Here is a 21,020-nt window from a genome sequence, read left to right as displayed (position 1 = left end):
GATTTCTCCTAAAACGAACGATCCATTGTGTAAAGGCCATTCCGTTCTCGTTCAACCTCCCATTTTTCCTGCACCAATCCCTTCACCCGATCCGATAGACATTGGAGTTTGGTGTAGAGGGGAGAGCCGGGTATAGGCGGTTCCAGAACGGTTGTGGCGTGATGGGAATTTGAGGAGGGAAGTTCCGATAGAAAACCGTTCCATAGGCGATCGCTAGACCAGAAAGGAATGCCTGTTCGCAGATTGAATTGACGCTCGGCTTCAAGATGCCAATGTTGCTCCAGCAGGTAAGATACGGGATAAATGAGCTGTTCTAACTCTTGTTCTAAAGATTGCCGTGACAGAGGGCGGTTCTCCTTTGAAGAGGATTTGCGATCGCTCCTTCTTTGTTCCTGATCTTTCCCGTAATCTGTTGGATTAGAGCCAGTCGATTCGTCCGGTTTCGTAGGGGTTTCCTTGCCGATTGTCTCGGATGTTTTCTCTAAGGATTTATCAAAATCATCAGATGCCATTAGATGATGAACCGGATCAGCTGCATCATAAATAGATGAATTATGATGAAGCAGTTCGGAAATATCTGACCAGGTTTTTGGAATTGATTGAGAAGGTAATTGAGCTTGTGAATTGGATGAAGTAATGCGTCTCTGAATGGAAAAAATAGCTGAATGATGGATAATTGCAGAGGAATTTTGTTCGGATGTTTGTGAAGATTGATGAGACAAATCGATAGAGGATTGAGATTCTAAATTTACACTTGTAGTTGAAGTTGAGCGGTCGAAGTATTCTGGATGTGAATGGTTAGATTTTCTTTGAATTGAAGTAGTTGGGGAATATTCTGATGATGCTGAATCAAAGGAAGAATGTAATGAATCTGGTGCCCTTGTAGAATCTAGTGCAGCCACCTCATTAGTTTTTGCAAGTGAATGAGTGAACCCCAATGGTTTTAGCAGAATGGAATGGGGATGCTCACGTTGAGGTGATATCAGAGGTAGGGTAGAGGATTGTGTGATCTCCCCTGTTGCTTCAGCTTGAGTGGTTTGGTTGGGTGTAATTGAAGATGCAGTTGAGCGATCGCCTTTTACAGGGATGGAGGGATCGATCGACTGCCTGTTCTCTTTTTCCTCAGGAGCCACTACACGTCGTTGAATAGTTGGTAATGGCAGCGTGGACTTGGTATTGTTACCAGCCACGTCGAAAGATGGGGACGGTGTATCCGGATGAGTGGAGGGAGACGCAGCTCTAGGAGGTTGATGGGCTGTGTCAGAGCGGGGTAGTTCTGGAAAGCTAGGCTTTGTCTGAATAGTTGGCGTTGGAGTTTGGGGCGATCGCTGCCCTACGTCAACCGTTACTGGGTCACTCAACTGGCTTGTTACCTGGGCCTTTTCCTTGCTTTGGGTGTTAGTCGAGCTTTTTTGGAGAAGATTTTTCTCCGCATTCTCTTCTATGCGGGGCTGAATTTCGGGAATCGCTTGATTTGTTTTTGCTACATGTGTGCCAGGTTCGCCCTGATTGCGAGGGGATAATTTGGTATTAGAAGACGAAAAGGATTGCTCTGCCTCTACGTTTTGCGTTTCAGGCTGGCGTTGAAGCGTTGCAAGTAGCTCTGCACTTAAAGCGGATTCTGTAGAGGAACGGGTGTTCTTCTGGGGTGCTTCGCTAACGTCAGCAGGTGCTTCAGCATGATCCAGTTGTGGCTGAATCTGAGGGCGCTGAACCTCTGAACTGTGAGATGTATTTTGTGGTGAAAGTCCCGTTAGAGAAGCTTCAGGTGTTGTGCGCTCCAGCGCGGGAGAAGCGGTCGGCTCTGCCTGGGTCTGGATAGCCGAAGGTTTCGTTGGAGGAGCTTCAGGTGTTGTGCGCTCCAGTCCGAGTGAAGTGGTCGGCTCTGCTTGGGTCTGGACAGCCTGAGGTTCAGAGGAATCTAGAGGCTCAGTTTCGTGTTCTGATCCGAGGTAGGTAGGTGAAGTGGAAGGCTCGGATGAAGCTGTAGATAGATGGGCTGTGCTGGTTTCAGAAGGGGGCGTTGTTTCGGGTGGACGAGCAGTATGGGAGGAGTTCGTTTTTTCAGGCGCTTGAAACCTAGTTTGCGATCGCCACCCGTTCCCATCAGGCACCCCTTTTTCAGCCCAAGGCCGAAAATTAGGCTGCGAGAAGTACGTTGGCAAAGCTTCAGATTGCCCTCCCAATGGCATCTGAAAGGGTAGGGAGACGGGCGGCGTGGATTGGCTGGCCCAACCGAGGGGGCGATGATTGCCTAAGGGCGATCGCTGTTGGGCGAGCGATCGCTGACCCGCAAAGTAAAAGCGCTGAGCCAGGGATGGAAATGGGAATCGTTTGGGAGCCATAACGAGAGGAGAAACGGTGAGGGTTAATTGCTCGGGAAATAGCCGGTAGAATCCCGACCCGTGGTGTGAATCGTAGCTCCACCACCATTGGAACGAATAATTTTTAAGCCTTCATAGGCCAGGGTCAATTCTTCGATGGCGGTGCTGTCTGCATTGGCTTGTAGAGCTGGAGCTTTCCATCCAATCGGAACGGCTCCAATCAGCGTCCAACATTGCATGGTTTCACCTGCCTGGTTAAACAGCAAAATATTGACATTACGCCGTTCTTTTTTCGTACTGCTGAGGGTTTGATCCATCCAGCTCCAAAAAGTCAGGCTGTCCGTTATGCCCCGTTTTAAGGTGACATCGGTGAATTCTGCCTGCCCTAAGAGAATTCGTTGCTGATCATTAACGCCTCCCTCCCGCTGAACATCACGCTTCACGGTTACACCTAGCCCGGAGCATTCACTGAATGAAGCGGTTATTTGGCTTTCCATTTCTACGTAGAAACGATTTGACGTGACGTAGTTAAATTCGTGTGTAACAACACCGTTTTTAGCCATTTTCTATCTCCTAAAATTCGGATAAGATCTGTCACGATCCCAATCCATTGAATTTTCCTGTTGTATTCGTTCGTAGATGCGATCGCTCAGCTTCAGCAACAACACTGGATCTTGTAAAACCTGATCGATCAGCTTTAATAAGCTTGTTTCGTTCGCATTCATATACATCTTCCAATCTATTCAATTGGCCTGTGGAGAATTAGACACCTAGTAGGCTCCGGCCTAAGTTCGTTGCCTATTTTTTGTGGTGGGGTGCGAAGCACCCCACCACAAAAAATAGGTTGTACACTTCTGCCCCAGCCTACTAGTGTTTTTAAAAACACCGGGTGTCTGGGTGTTGTTAGCGATCGCTCAAAGCCCGAATCGGAACCAGACCTGCTGCATTGAGGAGAGCTTGCCCCTCATCCGTTCTGAGGGTTTCTGCAAAGCTGCGGCCTGCCTGGGAGCCCTTTGGATAAACAACCACCAGACGATAGCGCAGAGGATATTGATTTTGCAGAAACCCTCGGCTGGAGCTAAACACGTTGGCATTAGAGGTATAGCTACCTTTGTCACCACATAAGTCTGTCGCTGGATTAATGGGTACTCCTTGCTGTTGCATCAGGGGTTGAACTTCCTTGCCGTTTTCCCCCAGCGCTAGCGGATACACTGAGCATTGGTTAATGACCTGACTGAGGCGTGCAAATCCAATTCCCACAGTATGCCGCTGCTCAAAATCCTTCAGGATTTCACTGAACATCTGGTTAACGGGTAGAGGGGCGATCGCCCGTTCCCGAAATTGCTGAATGGTGGTGCGATCGCCTTGCAAAACCGTCTGTTCGAACTGCTGAATCGTCGCTTGATCCGCAGGACGGTAGAGCTTAAGTGACCATCCTTCTAAGCGGTCGGCTAAATCCTGTGGGGTAACATGGCCTGTATAAAGCTGACGTAACTGCTCAACCGTGATACGGCCCTCCAATTGCTCTGGAATGCCCTTCAGTAACGTTGCATTGCCATTAGAAGGATTACCATCGCTAAATGCGACCACGGCTACCAGGCCATCGTAGGCCACCTCCTGTTGCTCAAACCCTTCCGGCAAATCGGTTCGCCATTCCGTGAGTGCAAACGCAGCGGATTTAGAACGTAAAACCGATATCACATCTTCCTGAGTTGTTTGTAAGGTGTATTGCTTCAGGCGAGCATCTCGTTCCTGTAAGGTCTGTTCCAGAGTACGACTCAAGGCAATGGAGTGTTGCGATCGCAACACCCTGTCCCAAATTCCCCCCGCTTCGATCACATAGGAAGTAGGCTGATCAGGCAGGCTTGTAATCGCAGCCAGGCAACAGGGGCGGGTGGGATCTGTGGCGTTGGGCGATCGCCCAACAAACCAACGTCCTCCTATCCAGAGCAATCCGCCGAGGCATCCACCCAGCAACCCTAAAAGCAACAGTTGCCGTAGAAACCGATGTCTCGTTTCACTGGATGTAGCCTGTTCCGTTGCTAGAGGCTCTCCCTGTTCCGATGCTTCTTGCCACGGAAGACCCAGTAAAACTTGACGAGCTTCTTCCGCATTGGCTTTAAATTTACCGCTAACTAGTTGGCGAATAAATTGCTTAAGGGGTTGATCTGCCACTGATGCCCAGGGCTGCTCTAGCAGAAGATTTGGACGAGTTGCATTTGCCATTCCGGTGAGCAGATCAAAGCCAAGGTAGCCTAAATCAACCAGATCCCCTGCTAGAGTAGGGGTTGCAACTTTGGCAGACGCAGGTAGAAAGAGATGTTCCCAAAGGGCCAAATCTGTCACGTAAATGAAAAATTGCAGTTCATTTTCTGGGGTTAGCTGTTCTGTTGAGGATTGGGGAGCAATGAGCAAGCTATTTAAGCTGAGATTGCCGTGGGGCAGGCCGTACTGAACTTCCCCTGTAGGCAACCGCACCTTCTGCTGATGCAGGAACCAGAGCGTTTGCAACACCTGGGCTAGAACATGACGGACCTGACGAGGCGTGACCGTTGGAGTAGCTGCAAGATACTGACGGAGTGTTTGACTTTTGGGAATCGGTTCGCTGATCAAATAACAGCGGTTTTCGGTGGAGTTAGGGGAGGCGATCGCCTCATACAGATTCACTAACCGAAAGTCTTGTCCACCCCCGTTGCGTAAATTTAGGTTGGCGAGAGTGGTGAACTTTTCTTTGCGATCGCGAATCTCTCTAGCGTTGAAATCTCCTTCTAACAGCAAATACTCTTTGATTAAAACGGGTTTGTTATTCAGGGCCAGAATCCCGTTATAGCACCGCACCCGTTCCCCAGTTTGGAGAACATCACCTACCCGGCGATAGCGCCCCCACCGTCCCCGGATCTGATCCTGTTCAGACAAAAATGGAATCTCTGTAGAACGAGTGGATCGGGTAGGTAGAGGGGTTGGGAGGGGGCGCGATCGCGCACTCACTGGTGTCGGTGCGGCAGTGGCAGTACGTGCTTGGAAACGGCGCACATCGCGTTCAGGGGGATTTTGCCAATGTTCCTCCCTTTCAGCCCTATCTACCTGACGCGATGGTGCCGAGCGTGGCGTTTCCCTTCCCATGGGGATTTCAATCTCCTCCAGCCGATGCTGAGCCTCACGCCTGCCCCGTTGTGCCAGGATTTCAACGGGATGACGAATGAAGTTTTCAGCCCCACGATAATAGTGGCCTAGCCTGAAGATAATGTCGGTTAACTTCATAGCAATCCCTCACGACGAAACGGGTCGGATTCGATGATGCATAAGCAAGGCTTTTAGGAAAGGGAAATACCCTAACCAACCTCAAGCTGTGCTGTTTCCGTGGGAATGGCCGAATTGAAGGATTCAATCATCGGCTCATCGACCGTTGAGGAAGACAGCTCTGTTTCCAGCTCATTGATTTGGCGATAAAACTGGTAAAGATAATTGAGATCGCAGGCAAACAGCCCTTCAATCACAACGGGTGTTACGTCTTCTAAAACCCCTAGCTGCGTAATTACCCGAGACAGGATAATCACCGTTGCATAGGCGGGATTAGCTTTCACTCTTGGATCCCGCAATGGCATGACTTCATCTGCCGCTGTAGCTAAGCGCATCAATCCATGGCGGTGTAGGTTGCCCTCCCCATCCAGATAGCCTTTTGGCAATACAAACTCAAATTCTGTTGGAAACATGTTTTACCTCTGCCGTGTAAACGTTTCAACGGCTAATTCCATTTCTTCGATCGCCAGATCTCCTGTACCTACATTCAGATCAGAAACCAGATAGCTAACGGGCCATGCTCCCTGAAATTGAAAGAGCGCTTGAGAATTCCCCGCCTGGTCATAGATCGTCAATGCCCCATCCCGTAATTGTCTGGCCCAGTTGCCTTGCTGCACCGTTTCAAACCAATTCCAGAGTGTTGCAGATTGCGTCATTCCCCGCCGTAGGGTGAGGTTGCTGGTTTTCGCATTGCCTGGAAGCTTGGTATGAGAGATTTGCCCCGATTTAGCCTTTCCCCACTGCCGGGGAGACACCTCACTCACCTCGATCGCCGTCTGGCTCTGCTTGAACCCCTTACATTCCATAAAAAAAGCATCAACGGGATCCAGACTGCCATCCAGTTTCAATTCAATATAGAAGCGACAGGTGGTGAGAATTTCTGGAAAGTGATTAATCAGGTTTGCCATGGATTACATCACCCGTTTAATTCCCTCATGCACCAGGGTCAGGGTTTCATTCGCCACATCATTGGCTCCTGCTTCCAGCTTGGGTCCCTCATACTTGGTGGGATAAGCATTCAGCAATTCCCATCGAGCTTTCATATCTCCTGCCTGATCGTACACACTCACCGAAGCTGCTTTCCGACTGCTGCTCCAATCAGAACGCCCGCCCTCATTTCGATTACAATCCTCGTACCAGCGGTACAGATCTTTGTTGGTTGTCGCCACCAGCTTGATGACCACCGGGGTAAACTTAGTCCGTGTCGGTGTTGCCTGCCGCAAATTGATCGCATTCTTCCCTGAACCCAGCACCTTATCTCCCCCTGCCGCAGGGGTTTCCGAACTTAAACCCGACACCTCCAAAATCTGCTTATCCGTAACCCCGTCGGCCTCAAAGTAAAACCGACAACTGACTAATACTTCTTCTTGCTGCATCATGATGAGATTCCTTCTAGTTCACACTTACATTCACAAAGCATGCTTAATCGTAGGATTTTTTATTCATCTTGCTGGCTAACCCACTGGCTAATTCGAAACACAACAAATTCTGCTGGTCGTACCGGGCAAATACCGACTTCCACATACAAACGACCCAGTAACATCGTTTCGGGGGTATTAATTTCCTCATCACATTTGACATAAAAGGCTTGTTCCGGTGTTGCGCCGAATAATGCGCCTTCTCGCCAGAGTCGTTCCAAGAAGTTGTTGACGGTACGACGAACGCGTGCCCACAAGTCTTGATCGTTGGGTTCAAAAACAACCCATTGCGTCCCCAACTCAATTGATTTTTCGATATAGCTGACCAGACGACGGACGTTGATATACCGCCAATCCGTCTTTTCGGGTTCAACCAGCGTCCGTGCCCCCCAAACCTTAATGCCGCGATTGGGGAAGGTGCGAATACAGTTAATGCCCCTGGGGTTTAGCATTTCTTGTTCGCGGAAGTTGCAGTCGTAGGCTAAGCCCACAACGCCACGAGGAGTTTCGTTCGCGGGTGCTTTGTAGACACCACGAGTTTCATCGGTACGCGACCAGATACCCATCATGTGGCCGCAGGGAGGGATGGCAATGGAGCGTCCACCCTTACGGGGATTGGGAACTTTAATCCAGGGGTAGTACAGGGCCGCGAACATCGATCGACGGCTAAAGTCCTGATCTAACCAGTGAACGACCTGTTGGGGCTTGATGCATTCGGGTGGCGTGTCTAACACCACCATGCGATTGGGTGGATTAGGAGCCGAATTTTCGCAAAGGCTGACCATTAGTTGCATCAAGTTATGCACCTGATCAGCGTTCATTAAATCTGCTTCGTAAGCCCGCATCAAGTCGGGGCAGGCAATTATGGTAATTTCATCAATTTCAAATAACCCCTGGATGCCTCGGCGGTCATCTCGAATCCCCTGCACATAGCGAGCCAGGTTCTCAGGGGTCGGCAGGAGAGGCGGCATGCTGATTTCGTATTGCCCATCCACGGGACGGCGAGCTAGGGCTAAACCGGATTGGGTGACATCAGCAACTTGAAGGTACTGAGATTCCTGTAACTTCGTGACGACATAATCCCCCACTTCGGGCTGTACCTGTGTATCCATCGTCAAGTGACGGAAGATCTCTAATTCTTCTCCATCTCGCTTGACCACCAGTGTGAAAAACTCCGCAGGAATCGGGGCTGGTGTATTGGGGTCTTCTGGAAGGGCCTTGGGTTCTCCGGGAAGCACTGCCATGCGGACAGAACCGCATGTCGCGTCTGATTTGAGACGTACCTGGAGCGCCTCGTGACGGCTTGCAGTTTTGATGGTCACAGCCGTTGTATTGAAATCTGGTTGCTGGTTTTCTGGATCAGTTTTGGGAAGATCGGTACCGATGCTCACGATCCAACACCGGGCACCTCCGTTGAGAAACCAACCGTTCACGGCAAACGGCAAATAGGCGTCAAAGTCTGTAAATCCATCAGAGTTTTCGCGGGCAAAGTATTCCAGATATTGATTCCAACTGGCGACGAGAACGGGTTTACCCAACTCAGCACCACCCCGAATGGCTTCTGTAAAACCCACAAAGCCAGCAATATTGGTTTGTACACCTTCAATTGGACGACTGCCGCGATCGACCTCTTCAACATAAACACCGGGGGCAAAGTAATCCAGTCTTGCCATGTTACGTATCTCCGTATGGGATGGGGCTATTCAGTATTTGAAATGTTTGTGTGTTGGCTCATATCATAGGCAGCGGCTCTGGTCTTGGGTATCTGAAGAATGTCCCAATATCAATTCAGAAGAAAGTCGAGTAGCCTTAAGACCTTCGTTGATACGAATTCATCATCTCTGTACGCCATGTATTCATTCATACTGGACTACGCATCACTAAAGTCTTGATCTTGTGATGAAGACTGGTATCTCTTACTCACAATCGGTATGAATGGAGCTATCAAAGTTTAGGGAATGTTTTATTGCTTTGCAGGAAAGGATGTAATGAGTAATTATTTGGCGATCGCAACCGTTACCGCAACCATGCAGCGTCTATTGCAAGCATCACTACAAAGCGATGTGCCGGGTGTTCGTGTAACCACAACACGGCCCGATGCTTCCGGCAGTGGCACTCCCGATATTGGGGTTAATCTCTATCTGTACCAGGCTTCTCCTAATCCAGCCTGGCGCAACAATGACCTGCATACCCGTCGTCCTAAGGGCGATCTGATTAAGCATTCGCAGGCCGGTCTAAATTTATTTTATTTAATGACGTTTTACGGAAATGAGATTGAGTTAGAACCTCAACGGTTACTGGGAAGTGCAGTACGCACGTTAATTGATCAGCCGATTCTAACCCAGGACATGATTGAGGAGACTGTTCAACATCCTGCATTTAGCTACCTGGCAGATTCAACACTAGCCAGTCAGGTTGAACGGGTTACGCTGGTTCCCAGTTCCATGACCACAGAAGAACTCTCGAAAATCTGGTCCGTCTTTTTTCAAACTCCCTACACGTTATCCTTTGGCTACCAGGGCAGCACTGTTCTGATTGAAGGGGATAAACCCGCCCGTCGCTTGCTTCCTCTGCGCGGTTGCCAGTTCTATATCACGCCCAATCAGCCTGTGGTTGACCAGGTTATTCCCGATGGGGGTAGCCATCAGCCGATTACCCTGGGCAGTTCTCTAACAATTCGGGGCAAGCAATTGCGAATGGATCAAATCCAGATTCGGGTTGGAGATGCCAGGGTGACCCCCCAGGAAGTCGGGGAAACCCAAATCAGACTCAACCTGTCTGGCTTGTCAGGGGCAGAAGTGGCAGGGCTACGGGCTGGTGTTCAAAGCTTGCAGGTACTCCATCCCGTTGCTAAGCGAACGGCCTTTGATATTGATCGGGCGATTGGTTCTAATGTGATGGCGATCGTCCTATGTCCCACTATTCGCGAAATCGTCCTGGTTCACAGGCATCTCACAGAGGATGACGAATATAACGGTGAAATTCAAGTTCAGTCGGATCTGTTGATTGGTAAAGAACAACGAGTTTTTCTATTACTCAACCAACTAACATCCCAGAATCCTGCGGCCTACATCTTTAAGGCCAAAACCCGTGAAATGGATACTCACATGGTGGAGTTCCCCATTCAAGACGTGCAGGAGGGGGTATACCTGGTGCGAATTCAGGTTGATCGCTCCGAAAGCCCCCTCACCGTAGATACCACTCCCAATAGCCCCACGTTTGAACAGTACATTGGCCCTACCATCGAAATTTCATGAGCCCATCCACCCTTGCTTCAGCCCAGGATTCGTGGCGATCGCTCTGGTCTGAACTCTCTCAAATTCGCCACTACCTCGAACAACACATTGCCCGTGTGCACTCTTCCGATGCGAGGGCTACGAATCCGCAGGAGAATAGGTCATCGAGTGAACCTGAATCGGCGATCGCCCCTTCCAACCTGGAACACCTGTGCAATACCTTTGGGCTATCGCCGTTTGAACGGGCTATCCTCCTGCTATGTGTCGGCATGGAATTGGATCGCACCATTGCCGCCCTCTGTGCTGAAGCGCAAGGAGATACACAAAAGCCTTATCCCACATTTGATCTAGCGTTGGCTATCTTACCCAGCGCCCATTGGAGCGCCCTCACGCCGACAGCCCCTCTACGACGCTGGCGATTGATTGAAATGGGAATCAGTCAAACGCTGATGCTCAGTCCATTACGGGTCGATGAGTGGATTTTGCATTATCTAACGGGAACACAATGCGGTGACGATCGCACCCTGCATCTGATTCAACCCGTCTCATTACAGCCCAGCCTGGTGTCTTCCCATCAACAGCTTGCCAATCAATTAGCCGCACTCTGGCAACAGGGAGACACCACACATTATCCGATCGCCCAACTCTGTGGCTCAGAATCGGGCAGTAAGCAGGCGATCGCCGCTGCCGCATGCCATCAACTCGGTTGGCAACTTCACACCCTCTCAGCCCTTGTTCTCCCGGCTCAAATGCAGGATCTCCAAACCCTGCTAACCCTGTGGGAACGGACGGCGGCGCTTCAACCTTCGGTATTGTTAGTTGATTGTGATGCGATCGCCCATGAATTCAACTCTCGTGAGGATGCCCTGACCCGGCTGATGGAACAGATTCGGAGTCCGTTGATGATTGCCAGTCGCGATCGCTGGCCTCAACAACAGCGTGCTTTCGTTAGCCTGACGGTTGAATCACCAACGCGCGATGAGCAACAGAGACTCTGGCAGCAAGCTCTGGGGCCAGTAGCCGCGTCTCTCAACGGTCAGGTGGAGCAATTAGCCAGCCAGTTTCGGCTAAATGCTTCAACGATTCAGACCATTTGTACGGAAGTGATAGGCGATGTTCATCCGCCTTCTACGGTTCATGCCGCGCAAAGCGAGTCATTAGGTCAGGCACTCTGGCAGGTCTGTCGTATCCATACGCGTCCACAATTGGATGATCTGGCGCAGCGGATTGAGGCGATCGCCACCTGGAACGACCTGATTCTCCCCGACAAGGAATGTGCCGTTTTGCAAACCATTGCTGCCCATGTGAACCAGCGCATTCGTGTGTATGAACAATGGGGATTCCGTTCCAAGAGTAGTCGCGGGTTAGGCATTAGCGCGCTGTTTGCAGGAGTCAGCGGCACCGGAAAAACCATGTCTGCGGAGGTTCTAGCCCATACGTTGCAATTAGACCTGTACCGTATTGATTTGAGTTCTGTTGTTAGTAAATACATTGGTGAAACGGAGAAGAATTTACGCCGAATTTTTGATGCAGCGGAAGCCAGCACAGTCATTCTTTTATTTGATGAGGCGGATGCGTTGTTTGGCAAGCGCTCAGATGTAAAGGACTCCCACGATCGCTACGCCAATATGGAAGTGAGCTATCTACTCCAACGCATGGAATCCTATCAGGGCTTGGCTATCCTCACCAGTAACCTGAAAGATTCGCTAGATACAGCCTTCCTGCGCCGGATTCGCTTCGTTGTTAAATTCCCCTTCCCTGACATCGCCCAACGGATACGCATCTGGCAGAAAATATTTCCGCCACAAACACCCACCCATGACCTGGATTTTCAAAAGCTGGCAAAACTCAATGTTTCAGGGGGCAACATTCGCAATATCGCCTTGAATGCTACATTTCTGGCAGCCAGCAACAATGAACCTGTGCAGATGCATCACCTGCGGGATGCGGCTTATAGCGAATATATGAAGCTAGAACGAACCCTCACTGATACTGAGGTAAAAGGCTGGGTGTCGATCATTTAGGTGAGTGGTGGGGCTGCGATCGCTACCAGCATCTCGTATCTAAAATAATCTGAAAGATTTCTTGCGATCGCACCAACGCGGAATAATCTGAAGAAAATTTCTTGCGATCCACAGAATTTGGGGTGATAGACAGAAACGGCACAACTGAGAGGATCGGTAGTCAGCTGGTTGAATTGCTCACCCAACCTTAGCTGTGCATCGTGCGTAATGGGCACCATCACACACCACGCACAGCAATGAACCAGGCTCCTCCAGTTCAGGTGGAACATCTGAGCTTAGCGCGTAAGTCTGGATGGTGATTGAAATAGCCGTCTAACCAATCGCAGCCACGGTCTAGGAGATTTGGCAAACTGGCAACCTGCCAATGGTGCACTGTAGTGCTAGTACCAATGGTGAAAATTGTTTTTCCATCGTTGCTGAAGCTGATATTGTGAATGCCTTCTGGGACAGTGATGTTGCTCAGCAAGTTTCCTTCTAATGTCCACAGCTTTAGCGTGTTGTTAGCAACGGTGGCAAGACTGCGGCTATCGGGGCTAAATTCCATTCGGAAGGTTGTGTCTGTATTGCCTGTAAAATCGGTGATGAGTTGCCCCTGGCGATTCCACAGCTTAATGCTGCCGTTCGCTCCAGAGGTAGCAAAGTAGTTGCCATCCGGGCTGAATTTAATCAGGTAAACATCTGGTTGAAACTGAGATAGTGTTTTGACCAGCTTTCCTTGAGGCGTCCAAATTTTCACCGTTCCTTCTAGACCTGTGGTGATTAGGTGTTGCTCATCGGGGCTAAACTGCATTGCGATAATATCTTGCTCATGGGCTTTGAGCGTTGCCAAAACTTCTCCTTTGGCCGACCACAGCGTCATCTGGCCATCCATCTGACCCACCGCCAGATAATTTCCCCTTGGACTGAGGCTCAGAGCATTGATGGAAGCCTGAGATGGTGTGCGCGTTTGCAGTAGCAATTCTCCCTCACGAGTCCAGAGGTTAATCTGATTATTGGCGGTAGCAGCGGCAATGTGGCTACCATTGTGGCTAAGGGCAAGAGAGGCAGGGGAGGGGAGGCTGTCTGTTAGTTCTTGGATCAGTTGACCTTGTGGATTCCACAGGCGAATTAAGCCTTCTCTGCCCGCGATCGCCATCACCTGACCATCCTGGCTGAACTGAGTATGGGGAGAAGACTGACCCGATACATTCAGCGTTGCCTGTTGTCGTCCTGCCAGATCCCACAAAAGGGCACTGCCGTCCTGATTATTGACGCTTAGGATGCGCTGCGATTGTCCATTCAGGTCTGAGAAGAGGGTTGTGCCGGGTGCAATCCCTGCTAACTGGTGTTGATTCTGCGCTTGCAGGTTCCAGTCCTGAACGGTGCCTGTGCTGGAAAAGGTGAGCAGGCGATCGCCCTCTGGGCTAAACCAGGCATTCAAAATTCTGCCTTGTCCCTTCAGCGTTGAGGCAATCGGTTGCATGGACTCGATCTGTTGCAACAAGTAGATGGTGCCGGGGAAATTACTAAAAATCAAGCGATCGCCCTGAGGACTCAGTTGCAAATTTGCCTCCACCGGAACAAGGGTTAAAGGCTGAGGAGGAATTCTAGGAATCCTGGGCGGTAGTTGCTTCCCTTGGGGCGTCCAGTAGCTCAATTCTCCATTGACGGTGACAACAACGATTTCATTGCTGGATGTAAATTGAGCATCCGCAATGGACTTATAGGAGCCATTGCCGCCACCTGGAACCTTAATCTCGCTGAGGCGATCGCCCTTCACTGTCCAGACTTCCGTGTTTCCTTCCCGGCCAACGGTTAATAAATACTCACTATTGGAACTCCACTGCATGTTCAGGGGAACAGATGCCTTGAAGGTAGTGAGGTTTTGCCCATTGAGCGAGCTAATTTTCACATTGCCCTGCTCATCAATTGCCGCTAGATGTTGCCCATCCGGGCTGAATTGCACAGTATGGATGTTACCCTCAAAGCCCTCTAGTTTGAACTGATAGTTCCCTTGAGACGACCAAACATCAACGGTTTGAGAACTCGCCGCGGCAAGGGATTCACCATTAGGACTAAACGCCAGAGTAAACACCTGACGGTTTCCGGGCTGTTGCAACTCCCGAAGGCGATCGCCCTGTCGATTCCAGAGTCGAATTTTGCCATCAAACCCAGATGTAGCTAGCAATTGACCATCAGGACTAAACCCCATTGCTACCTCTGTTCCCCCGTGATCTCCCAGGTTGGCAATCAAGGTTCCTTGCGTCGTCCACAATTGAGCTGTTGATTGCACATCTATGGAGGAAGAGGCAGAAGCCGTGATGACCAGCTCTCCATCGGGGCTAAATTCGGCTGCACCCAGGTTGACCGGAAAGCCTGTAAACCGATTTTGTTCATGAATTTGACTTAAAACATTTTGTAGCGCCAGAATTGGGCTGGTTGCTGGATATTCAGACCAGGGGCGATCGCTTTTCACCAGTTGGTTTAGCTCCTGCCCAGCCTCCATGGCTGAGACTAAAGCATCCAGTTCAGAGGTTTCAAACTGACGCAAAACCTTCATCCCTTGTCGCTCCAAGCGAGTTCCTGCCAGGGCAGTCTGCTGCTTTTGCAGGGCAACACTGGCAAAGGTGCCCGCGATTGCCGCTCCCACCACAGAAACAGCCAGAATCAGTGAACCAACTTGTATTCGGCGTTTGGCTTGATGGTTAGCAACCGTCAAAATTTGATTCGCTTTGGCAATCGTTTCCTTTTCCTGTTTTTCAATATCCCAACCGATCTGAACCTCCAGCTTTTCTAATTGAATGGTGCGATTTTCAGCTTCCTGACTCGCTGCCAAAAATTGGTAATCTTCATCGCTTAAACTCTTTCCTGCTGCCCAATCCAGCGCTTCTCGCAAAGTCTGTCCCCGCAATAGTCGAGAGCCATCCTCTCGCTCGGAAGATATCCAGGCGGCGATCGCATCATTGTAAATTCGCAGATTACCCAACTGCTCACTGACCCAGGCGACATCAAACACTGTTTCATAAATCCGGTTAGCAACCCACACTTTGCCCTGACGCTGCACCACTAGCCCAGACAGCTTCAGCGCCATCTGCTCGGCCGAATCATCGGCTGGAATCGACCGATCTGGAGCCAGTAATATCTGTTGATAAAGCCCCAATAATCGACCGGCCCGTTGCTCATTCCGCAGTAGGCGATCGCGAATGGTTTTGAAATGCTCAGGATAATCCTGTGCTTCCCAATTGTCGATTATGTAGGTTTGAATGAGGCGCTCGATCGAGTCATGAAGCAATGAAGTAGTGAAATGATCTGTTGCTTCACTCCTCCACTCCTGCACCACCAATTGACACACCTTTTGCGTTAGAAACGGTTGTCCACCCGTCCAGCGCAAAATTTCATGCAATGCTGTTTGAGGCGCGTCAACGATTTCTGTCAATCCCTCTGATAAAACTTGCGCTTCGTGCTCAGCAAATCCCTGCAAATCAATGGCTCGACCAATATTGAAGGGGGTGCGGTGGGTGTCGCTGATCAGATCGCTAGGGGTGGCAACACCCAACAATGCAAACGTTAAATGCCGATAAGCGGGGTGATGCGCTCGTTTGTTGTAGCAAGCACGAATCAGCACAAAGAAATCATCCAGTGAGTCACGAAAGCTCAGAATACTGTCAATTTCATCAATGAAAACGACAATGGGCTGTGATTGCTTCAGCAGAATTTCTTCAATCAACTGACTCAACCGCTGCACAGGTGAAAGCGAGGCGCGATCGCTCCACCAGCCCATGAATTCTTTAGAAGTGAATACATTCAGACTGCTCGCCAGCTTATAGGCAACGCCGCCATACCACTGCTCTAGCGACACCTGATTGCCAATATCTGAAATATCGATCGTGACGCAGGCAATTCCTTCCGCCTGCAAGCGATTCATCACCTGCACCTGAAGACTCGATTTGCCCATTTGCCGAGAATTCAGAACATAGCAGAACTCTCCCGCTTTTAACCCCTGATACAAATCAAGGTCAGCTTGCCGCTTAACATAAGTAGCAGCATGTTCAGGTAGAGTGCCGCCGGCCTGGTAGTAGGTAGCGATCGCAGCGTGATCTTTTTGTGCAGCCATAGCGATTTAGACGAGAAATGAGAGGAATAGATTCCGAGGGAATCCGTTGTCATTTCCTATGAAACTCGATCAATTGATGAGTTCAGGAGGGAGAACTTCGAATTGTGATTGACTTGCCATCGACTTTATTGAGATGTCAGCAATAGCATATCCAGCTTGAATTGTAGTTTTTATATGTGGCCAGAAAACCAGGTTCTGCTTTAAAGCACGGCCTACTATGATTTGTACGTGAGCAGGCGATCGCCCCTGCCATATTGCGATACAAGCTAGAATTTCATCAAAATGCTATCCGATCTTGAACCCTGCATTCATGCGCTAATGGGATACGCTGACCAGGCCTACTGTGATTTCTGCCATGCCGCGATCGCTCAGACTTCGTCAATCTTGCATCTCTCGTATCAAGCTGTCCCTGTTGCGCAATGGCTTTCCCAGCCAGCGCATTCTGGCCGAGCACTTGAAGATTGCCCAATCGACCGTTAGCCATTTCCTCAACGGCAAATCCGTAGACTTCGTAAATTTTGTAGAACTTTCTCAAGCCTTAGGACAAGACTGGCGCGATCTTGTGGATCTGGACGCTGAGCCGCTAGGGGAGCAGGTAGAGGAACCGGCAGCCCAGGAATATGCTGCGACAGTTTTAATTAGTGGTGATGTGGGTTGTGTCGAGTTATCGGCTCAGATCCAGCAGTATTTTGCTCAGACTTCATATCAGGTGGCGATCGCTCCAACGCCCCTCCTACTAGCGGAAACCTTACAATCCTTTGACTATTGGCTGCTGTTATTAACCGAGCCATCAGCTGTTAGCGAAGCAACCCTGGCCAATGTTCAGCTAGCCAGAGAGTTATGGGATAAGACACAGCGACCCACTATCTTACCCATCGCGATTAATCTGCCCTGGATACAGCGATTGCCATTCGATCTGCTGAATTATTTGCAGGAAAGCCAGCCGTGGCAATGGCAACTCTCTGAGCCGCCCACGCGTTTAGCGTCAGCACTGTTGGACGTATTCAATCAGCGGCGCATGGCGCTACCGGCTCATGAGCTAGCTATCCCTTGGGCACAGCTTACGGCTCCAGCGACTCGTGCCCCTACTCCGCCCCTGCCGACCGCTTCTCCTGAAATTCCAGGGGGACAGATGGATCTTGAGTCGAGACTTTACATCCAGCGTCCTCCTATTGAGACACTGTGTTATGAGGCGATCGCCCAACCTGGTGCCCTGATTCGGATTAAAGCGCCCCGGCAGATGGGAAAAACCTCATTGATGGCGCGGATATTACATCAAGCAGAACAGCAGGGATCTCGGATTGTGCCGTTGAGCTTCCAACTTGCTAATCAGCGCATCTTCAACAATTCAGATACATTTCTCCAGTGGTTTTGTGCCAGTGTCAGTCTGGAATTGGGGCTTCTTGATCCAGAGCAATTGGCAAAGCATTGGCAGCTTGCCGATTTGATTGGCAGTAACCAGTGCTGTAAAGCCTATTTTGAACAGTATTTACTGCCGCAGCTGGCTACTCCCTTAACATTGGGATTAGATGAGGTCGATCGCGTCTTTGCCAGTCTTGAAATTGCTGATGATTTCTTCGGATTGCTACGTGCTTTGCATGAAGAGGCGAAACGGCGAGAGATCTGGAAAAATATTCGTCTGATCGTGGTTCATTCCACCGAGGTTTATATCCCGCTCGATGTAAACAAGTCTCCGTTTAATGTAGGACTACCCATTGAGCTACCCGAATTTACAACCAGTCAGGTCGGGGAACTGGTGCAGCGATACGGTCTTCCCCAGCAACCAGAGATGATTCAAGCGTTAATGGGGTTAGTCGGAGGACATCCCTTCTTGATTCGACTGGCACTCTATGCGATCGCCCACCTAAATTTGAGCCTAGAGCAACTCTTGCAGACCGCGCCAACAGAAGGTGGCATCTATGCCGATCATCTCCGTCGTCATCTCAGCAATCTCGAACAGAATCCACCCTTGATGCAGGCATTTCGAGAGGTCGTATTCCACAACACCCCAGTGCGATTGCCCTCCGAGCAAGCCTTCAAACTCAGCAGTATGGGGCTCATAAAACTTGTTGGTAATGATGGAGTCCCCAGATGTCAGCTCTATCGCCAATACTTCTGCCGTTGCCTATAGAAAACACTGTGTTTAGGTTTTTAGGAGATTTCTGGGAAACAATATCCCCATTATTTGGAAAAAAGGCGCGGCGAAGCCGCGCCTTTTTTCCAAATAATGGGGAAGTTCTTATCTGGAAATCTCCTTAGAAGTGTAAGCATGAATGAACTCATGGCCCAGATGCAGGCGGTTATGGAAACACCCTACTACGAAGGTAAATTTCCCTGTCCTTGGTCGGTTCCAGAGTGTAAATCCTTTTCAAGGATCCGTTTGTCTGGAGAAATGACACATCTAGAAATTGGATTAGTTTTGGCTCAACTGGCTCAATACAATCCAATAGAACTTATACCGGTTTTATATGAAGCTGCACAGAATGAGAGTGGCGGCGGGTACCCGCTGCCACTCTCATTCTGTGCAGCTTCACATTGATTTGGTATTGCAAGTGATGAACAAGTTATTTTAGAGCAACTTCTTGAAGCAGAGAGTTTAGTTTTGCCGGGTGGCATAGAGATCACGTTGGGAGAGAAGTCTATTCCTTCAAGTTGGGTAGATGCAGAGCGATCGCCAATCGCTGGCCGAACCGTTCGACGGCTTGCAAGCGGTGTTGTATATTGAATTACTATGTCAAATCAACCTGCACCAGAAATCGAGCTGCTACGCGCAGCGTATGCGGCCTTCAACGCGCGTGACATTGATGCCGCCCTCGCCCTTATGACTCCCGATGTGGCCTGGCCGAAGGCGTTCAAAGGCGGTTTTGTTCACGGGCCTGAGGAAGTCCGCGCTTACTGGACAGAGCAGTGGAGTGAGATCAATCCATCCGTCGAGCCAATTGCCTTTTACCCAGAGGACGCTGGGCAGGTCCTGGTCGAGGTGCATCAGGTCGTGCGCGATTTGGTCGGGGCCGTGCTTGCCGATGAGCACGTTGGCCACCGTTTTACCATTGAGCATGGCTTGATTCAAGCCATGGAAGTCTGTCCACTTCCATCGTCTGGTCTCGGTGCTTAATCATGCGCTGTAGTCGCAATTATCACAGCCACTGGTGCTTCTGCTTCTGCTTTTGTTTCAACTGATGTGCCTTTAGGAGGTTTCTGCATAAGAATTTACCCAGAATGTTGGTGCTTTGCCCGCGAAGCGGGCAAAGCACCAACATTCTGGGGGTAATTTCATTACTGGAAATCTTCTTAGAAACCATCTTCTGTTTAAGCAAGCATCACCACCCTACCATTAGACAACTCACCTAATGATAACGGTGCAGTAGATTGAAGGAAATCACTAATGCTGGGTTCAAGGTTACGAACAACCGCTGACTGCAATCATCAGGTGTATCGCTCCTTCTGTTTCACTTGATTTACCCATCCTTAACGATAGGGAATAGTTTTTCTCTTGAAATTCCGATCAACAGGCGTTGGATGTGGGTGTTCGATCGCCCCCACCACTTTCAGCCTTCCAGGTGTCGTGCCATTCTACAGAATTGGCGTAGATCGCCAATTCTGAGCGGTTTCTAAAATTGAGGCGTGTAAATAAACGGGTCACATAGGTTTTTACCGTTCCTTCTGAAATAAATAACTGTTGAGCGATCTCGCTATTGGTTGCGCCTTTGCCGATTAATCGCAAGACATCTCTTTCTCGGGCAGATAATTCGGCGATCGCGGGTAATTCTGACTCTCCACGGGATAGCCCTGAACGAAGGGCCTGATCCAGAATTTTTTCCATTAGACCGGGAGCCAGTTGTGTATAACCCCGATGAACCAGGCGAATAGAGTCGGCCAGTTCCTCCGCAATCATCGTTTTTAGGAGGTAACCTTTCGCTCCAGCATACAACGCTTCAATGACAGATGGTGTGTCGTTACAGGTACTTAAGATGAGAACTTTGACAGTGGGGAAACGTTGGGCGATCGCCTGCGTCGTCTCTTTCCCACCCATAACTGGCATACTCAGATCCGTGAGGACGATATCTGGCTGTGTTACTTCAATTTGTTCTAATGCCTCTCTCCCATTTTCGGCTGTGCCGACTACAGCCAAGTCGGGTTCATGATTCAGCAATGCTTTGATTCCGTCACGGACGAGACCTTGATTGTCTACCAGTAGGACACGAATCATATCAGCACCTCAGATAGCATCTACAGACCTATCGCGTTTTCACCTACCCAACTACACGTCCGCTTTCCGGAGTTTATGCAAGGTCAGTTAGAATCCCAGTCATTTAATTTGTATTATTTATGGAGAATAGTTATGTAAGCTGAAACCCTTTAGATAGAGACATTGCATATAACGCCCTTACCTGTTGGGTTTCAGCTCTTGCGATCGCTTAATCTATACTTAAATTTGGCTAACGTAATCCTGTAATTTTTGAGGCTGCCACTTTAAACAAAACTTTAAATAACATTAGGAGGTTTCTGCATAAGAATTTACCCAGAATGTTGGTGCTTTGCCCGCGAAGCGGGCAAAGCACCAACATTCTGGGGGTAATTTCATTACTGGAAATCTCCTTAGTTCGGACAGTTTTTGTGAAACC

Annotated in this window: 15 protein-coding genes; 5 read left to right on the top strand and 10 right to left on the bottom strand. The window is 49.6% G+C overall.

Annotated features, from left to right (window positions below; genetic code table 11):
• Window positions 1-8: 8 nt before the first annotated feature.
• From H6F91_RS04075 to H6F91_RS04045, 7 genes are all read right to left on the bottom strand, one after another.
• Window positions 9-2,345 carry a hypothetical protein gene (locus H6F91_RS04075; protein WP_190789232.1) on the bottom strand — a complete coding sequence of 779 codons (2,337 nt, stop codon included), beginning with the start codon at window positions 2,343-2,345 and terminating at the stop codon, window positions 9-11.
• Window positions 2,346-2,368: 23 nt separating this feature from the next.
• A complete protein-coding gene (locus tag H6F91_RS04070; RefSeq protein WP_190774505.1) occupies window positions 2,369-2,887 on the bottom strand; it encodes a phage tail protein in 519 nt (172 codons plus the stop codon).
• Window positions 2,888-3,227: 340 nt separating this feature from the next.
• The gene (locus tag H6F91_RS04065; RefSeq protein WP_190774504.1) at window positions 3,228-5,585 is read right to left on the bottom strand and encodes a hypothetical protein; all 2,358 of its coding nucleotides are present in this window, start codon (window positions 5,583-5,585) and stop codon (window positions 3,228-3,230) included.
• 71 nt (window positions 5,586-5,656) lie between these two features.
• Window positions 5,657-6,037 (bottom strand): hypothetical protein, encoded by a 381-nt coding sequence (locus tag H6F91_RS04060; RefSeq protein WP_190774503.1) that lies wholly within the window; start codon window positions 6,035-6,037, stop codon window positions 5,657-5,659.
• Between the two features lie 3 nt (window positions 6,038-6,040).
• Window positions 6,041-6,532: a phage tail protein gene (locus H6F91_RS04055; RefSeq protein WP_190774502.1), complete on the bottom strand. Its 492-nt coding sequence runs from the start codon at window positions 6,530-6,532 to the stop codon at window positions 6,041-6,043.
• Between the two features lie 3 nt (window positions 6,533-6,535).
• A complete protein-coding gene (locus H6F91_RS04050; protein ID WP_190774501.1) occupies window positions 6,536-7,003 on the bottom strand; it encodes a phage tail protein in 468 nt (155 codons plus the stop codon).
• A gap of 59 nt (window positions 7,004-7,062) precedes the next feature.
• Window positions 7,063-8,715, bottom strand: coding sequence for a phage tail sheath C-terminal domain-containing protein (locus H6F91_RS04045; protein ID WP_190774500.1), 1,653 nt, complete (start codon window positions 8,713-8,715; stop codon window positions 7,063-7,065).
• Between the two features lie 315 nt (window positions 8,716-9,030).
• Between H6F91_RS04045 and H6F91_RS04040 the strand changes: the two genes are divergently transcribed.
• Both H6F91_RS04040 and H6F91_RS04035 read left to right on the top strand, forming a co-directional pair.
• Window positions 9,031-10,299: a DUF4255 domain-containing protein gene (locus H6F91_RS04040; protein ID WP_190774499.1), complete on the top strand. Its 1,269-nt coding sequence runs from the start codon at window positions 9,031-9,033 to the stop codon at window positions 10,297-10,299.
• Complete coding sequence (locus H6F91_RS04035) at window positions 10,296-12,302, top strand: ATP-binding protein (protein ID WP_190774498.1); 2,007 nt, start codon at window positions 10,296-10,298, stop codon at window positions 12,300-12,302. The genes H6F91_RS04040 and H6F91_RS04035 overlap by 4 nt, the downstream gene beginning before the upstream one ends.
• A gap of 256 nt (window positions 12,303-12,558) precedes the next feature.
• Here H6F91_RS04035 and H6F91_RS04030 read toward each other — a convergent pair whose 3' ends face one another.
• On the bottom strand, window positions 12,559-16,395 hold the full coding sequence (locus H6F91_RS04030; RefSeq protein ID WP_190774497.1) for an AAA-like domain-containing protein: 3,837 nt from the start codon (window positions 16,393-16,395) through the stop codon (window positions 12,559-12,561).
• Window positions 16,396-16,738: 343 nt separating this feature from the next.
• On the opposite strand from H6F91_RS04030, the gene H6F91_RS28520 reads away from it, so the two are divergent.
• The 3 genes from H6F91_RS28520 to H6F91_RS04020 all read left to right on the top strand — a co-directional run bounded on the left by H6F91_RS28520 (window position 16,739) and on the right by H6F91_RS04020 (window position 19,510).
• On the top strand, window positions 16,739-18,526 hold the full coding sequence (locus H6F91_RS28520; protein WP_199307626.1) for an AAA-like domain-containing protein: 1,788 nt from the start codon (window positions 16,739-16,741) through the stop codon (window positions 18,524-18,526).
• A 138-nt stretch (window positions 18,527-18,664) separates the two neighbouring features.
• Complete coding sequence (locus H6F91_RS27700) at window positions 18,665-18,934, top strand: hypothetical protein (RefSeq protein ID WP_190772596.1); 270 nt, start codon at window positions 18,665-18,667, stop codon at window positions 18,932-18,934.
• Between the two features lie 192 nt (window positions 18,935-19,126).
• Complete coding sequence (locus H6F91_RS04020; protein WP_190772597.1) at window positions 19,127-19,510, top strand: nuclear transport factor 2 family protein; 384 nt, start codon at window positions 19,127-19,129, stop codon at window positions 19,508-19,510.
• Window positions 19,511-19,900: 390 nt separating this feature from the next.
• Here the strand turns inward: H6F91_RS04020 and H6F91_RS04015 are convergent, their stop codons facing one another.
• Both H6F91_RS04015 and H6F91_RS27695 read right to left on the bottom strand, forming a co-directional pair.
• On the bottom strand, window positions 19,901-20,605 hold the full coding sequence (locus H6F91_RS04015; protein WP_190772598.1) for a response regulator transcription factor: 705 nt from the start codon (window positions 20,603-20,605) through the stop codon (window positions 19,901-19,903).
• A gap of 229 nt (window positions 20,606-20,834) precedes the next feature.
• On the bottom strand, window positions 20,835-21,020 hold a 186-nt coding region (locus H6F91_RS27695), incomplete at its 5' end, for a hypothetical protein (protein ID WP_206754896.1).

It is taken from the genome of Leptolyngbya sp. FACHB-8, assembly GCF_014695575.1.
In the GTDB taxonomy this organism is placed as follows: domain Bacteria; phylum Cyanobacteriota; class Cyanobacteriia; order Elainellales; family Elainellaceae; genus Vacuolonema.
This window is presented reverse-complemented; position numbering and strand designations above follow the sequence as displayed.

Coding starts and splice junctions, on each gene's coding strand:
- H6F91_RS04070 (WP_190774505.1), bottom strand. CDS start 2,887: ATGGCTAAAAACGGTGTTGTTACACACGAATTTAACTACGTCACGTCA.
- H6F91_RS04060 (WP_190774503.1), bottom strand. CDS start 6,037: ATGTTTCCAACAGAATTTGAGTTTGTATTGCCAAAAGGCTATCTGGAT.
- H6F91_RS04050 (WP_190774501.1), bottom strand. CDS start 7,003: ATGATGCAGCAAGAAGAAGTATTAGTCAGTTGTCGGTTTTACTTTGAG.
- H6F91_RS04015 (WP_190772598.1), bottom strand. CDS start 20,605: ATGATTCGTGTCCTACTGGTAGACAATCAAGGTCTCGTCCGTGACGGA.
- H6F91_RS04065 (WP_190774504.1), bottom strand. CDS start 5,585: ATGAAGTTAACCGACATTATCTTCAGGCTAGGCCACTATTATCGTGGG.
- H6F91_RS04055 (WP_190774502.1), bottom strand. CDS start 6,532: ATGGCAAACCTGATTAATCACTTTCCAGAAATTCTCACCACCTGTCGC.
- H6F91_RS04035 (WP_190774498.1), top strand. CDS start 10,296: ATGAGCCCATCCACCCTTGCTTCAGCCCAGGATTCGTGGCGATCGCTC.
- H6F91_RS04020 (WP_190772597.1), top strand. CDS start 19,127: ATGTCAAATCAACCTGCACCAGAAATCGAGCTGCTACGCGCAGCGTAT.
- H6F91_RS04030 (WP_190774497.1), bottom strand. CDS start 16,395: ATGGCTGCACAAAAAGATCACGCTGCGATCGCTACCTACTACCAGGCC.
- H6F91_RS27700 (WP_190772596.1), top strand. CDS start 18,665: ATGAATGAACTCATGGCCCAGATGCAGGCGGTTATGGAAACACCCTAC.
- H6F91_RS04075 (WP_190789232.1), bottom strand. CDS start 2,345: ATGGCTCCCAAACGATTCCCATTTCCATCCCTGGCTCAGCGCTTTTAC.
- H6F91_RS04045 (WP_190774500.1), bottom strand. CDS start 8,715: ATGGCAAGACTGGATTACTTTGCCCCCGGTGTTTATGTTGAAGAGGTC.
- H6F91_RS04040 (WP_190774499.1), top strand. CDS start 9,031: ATGAGTAATTATTTGGCGATCGCAACCGTTACCGCAACCATGCAGCGT.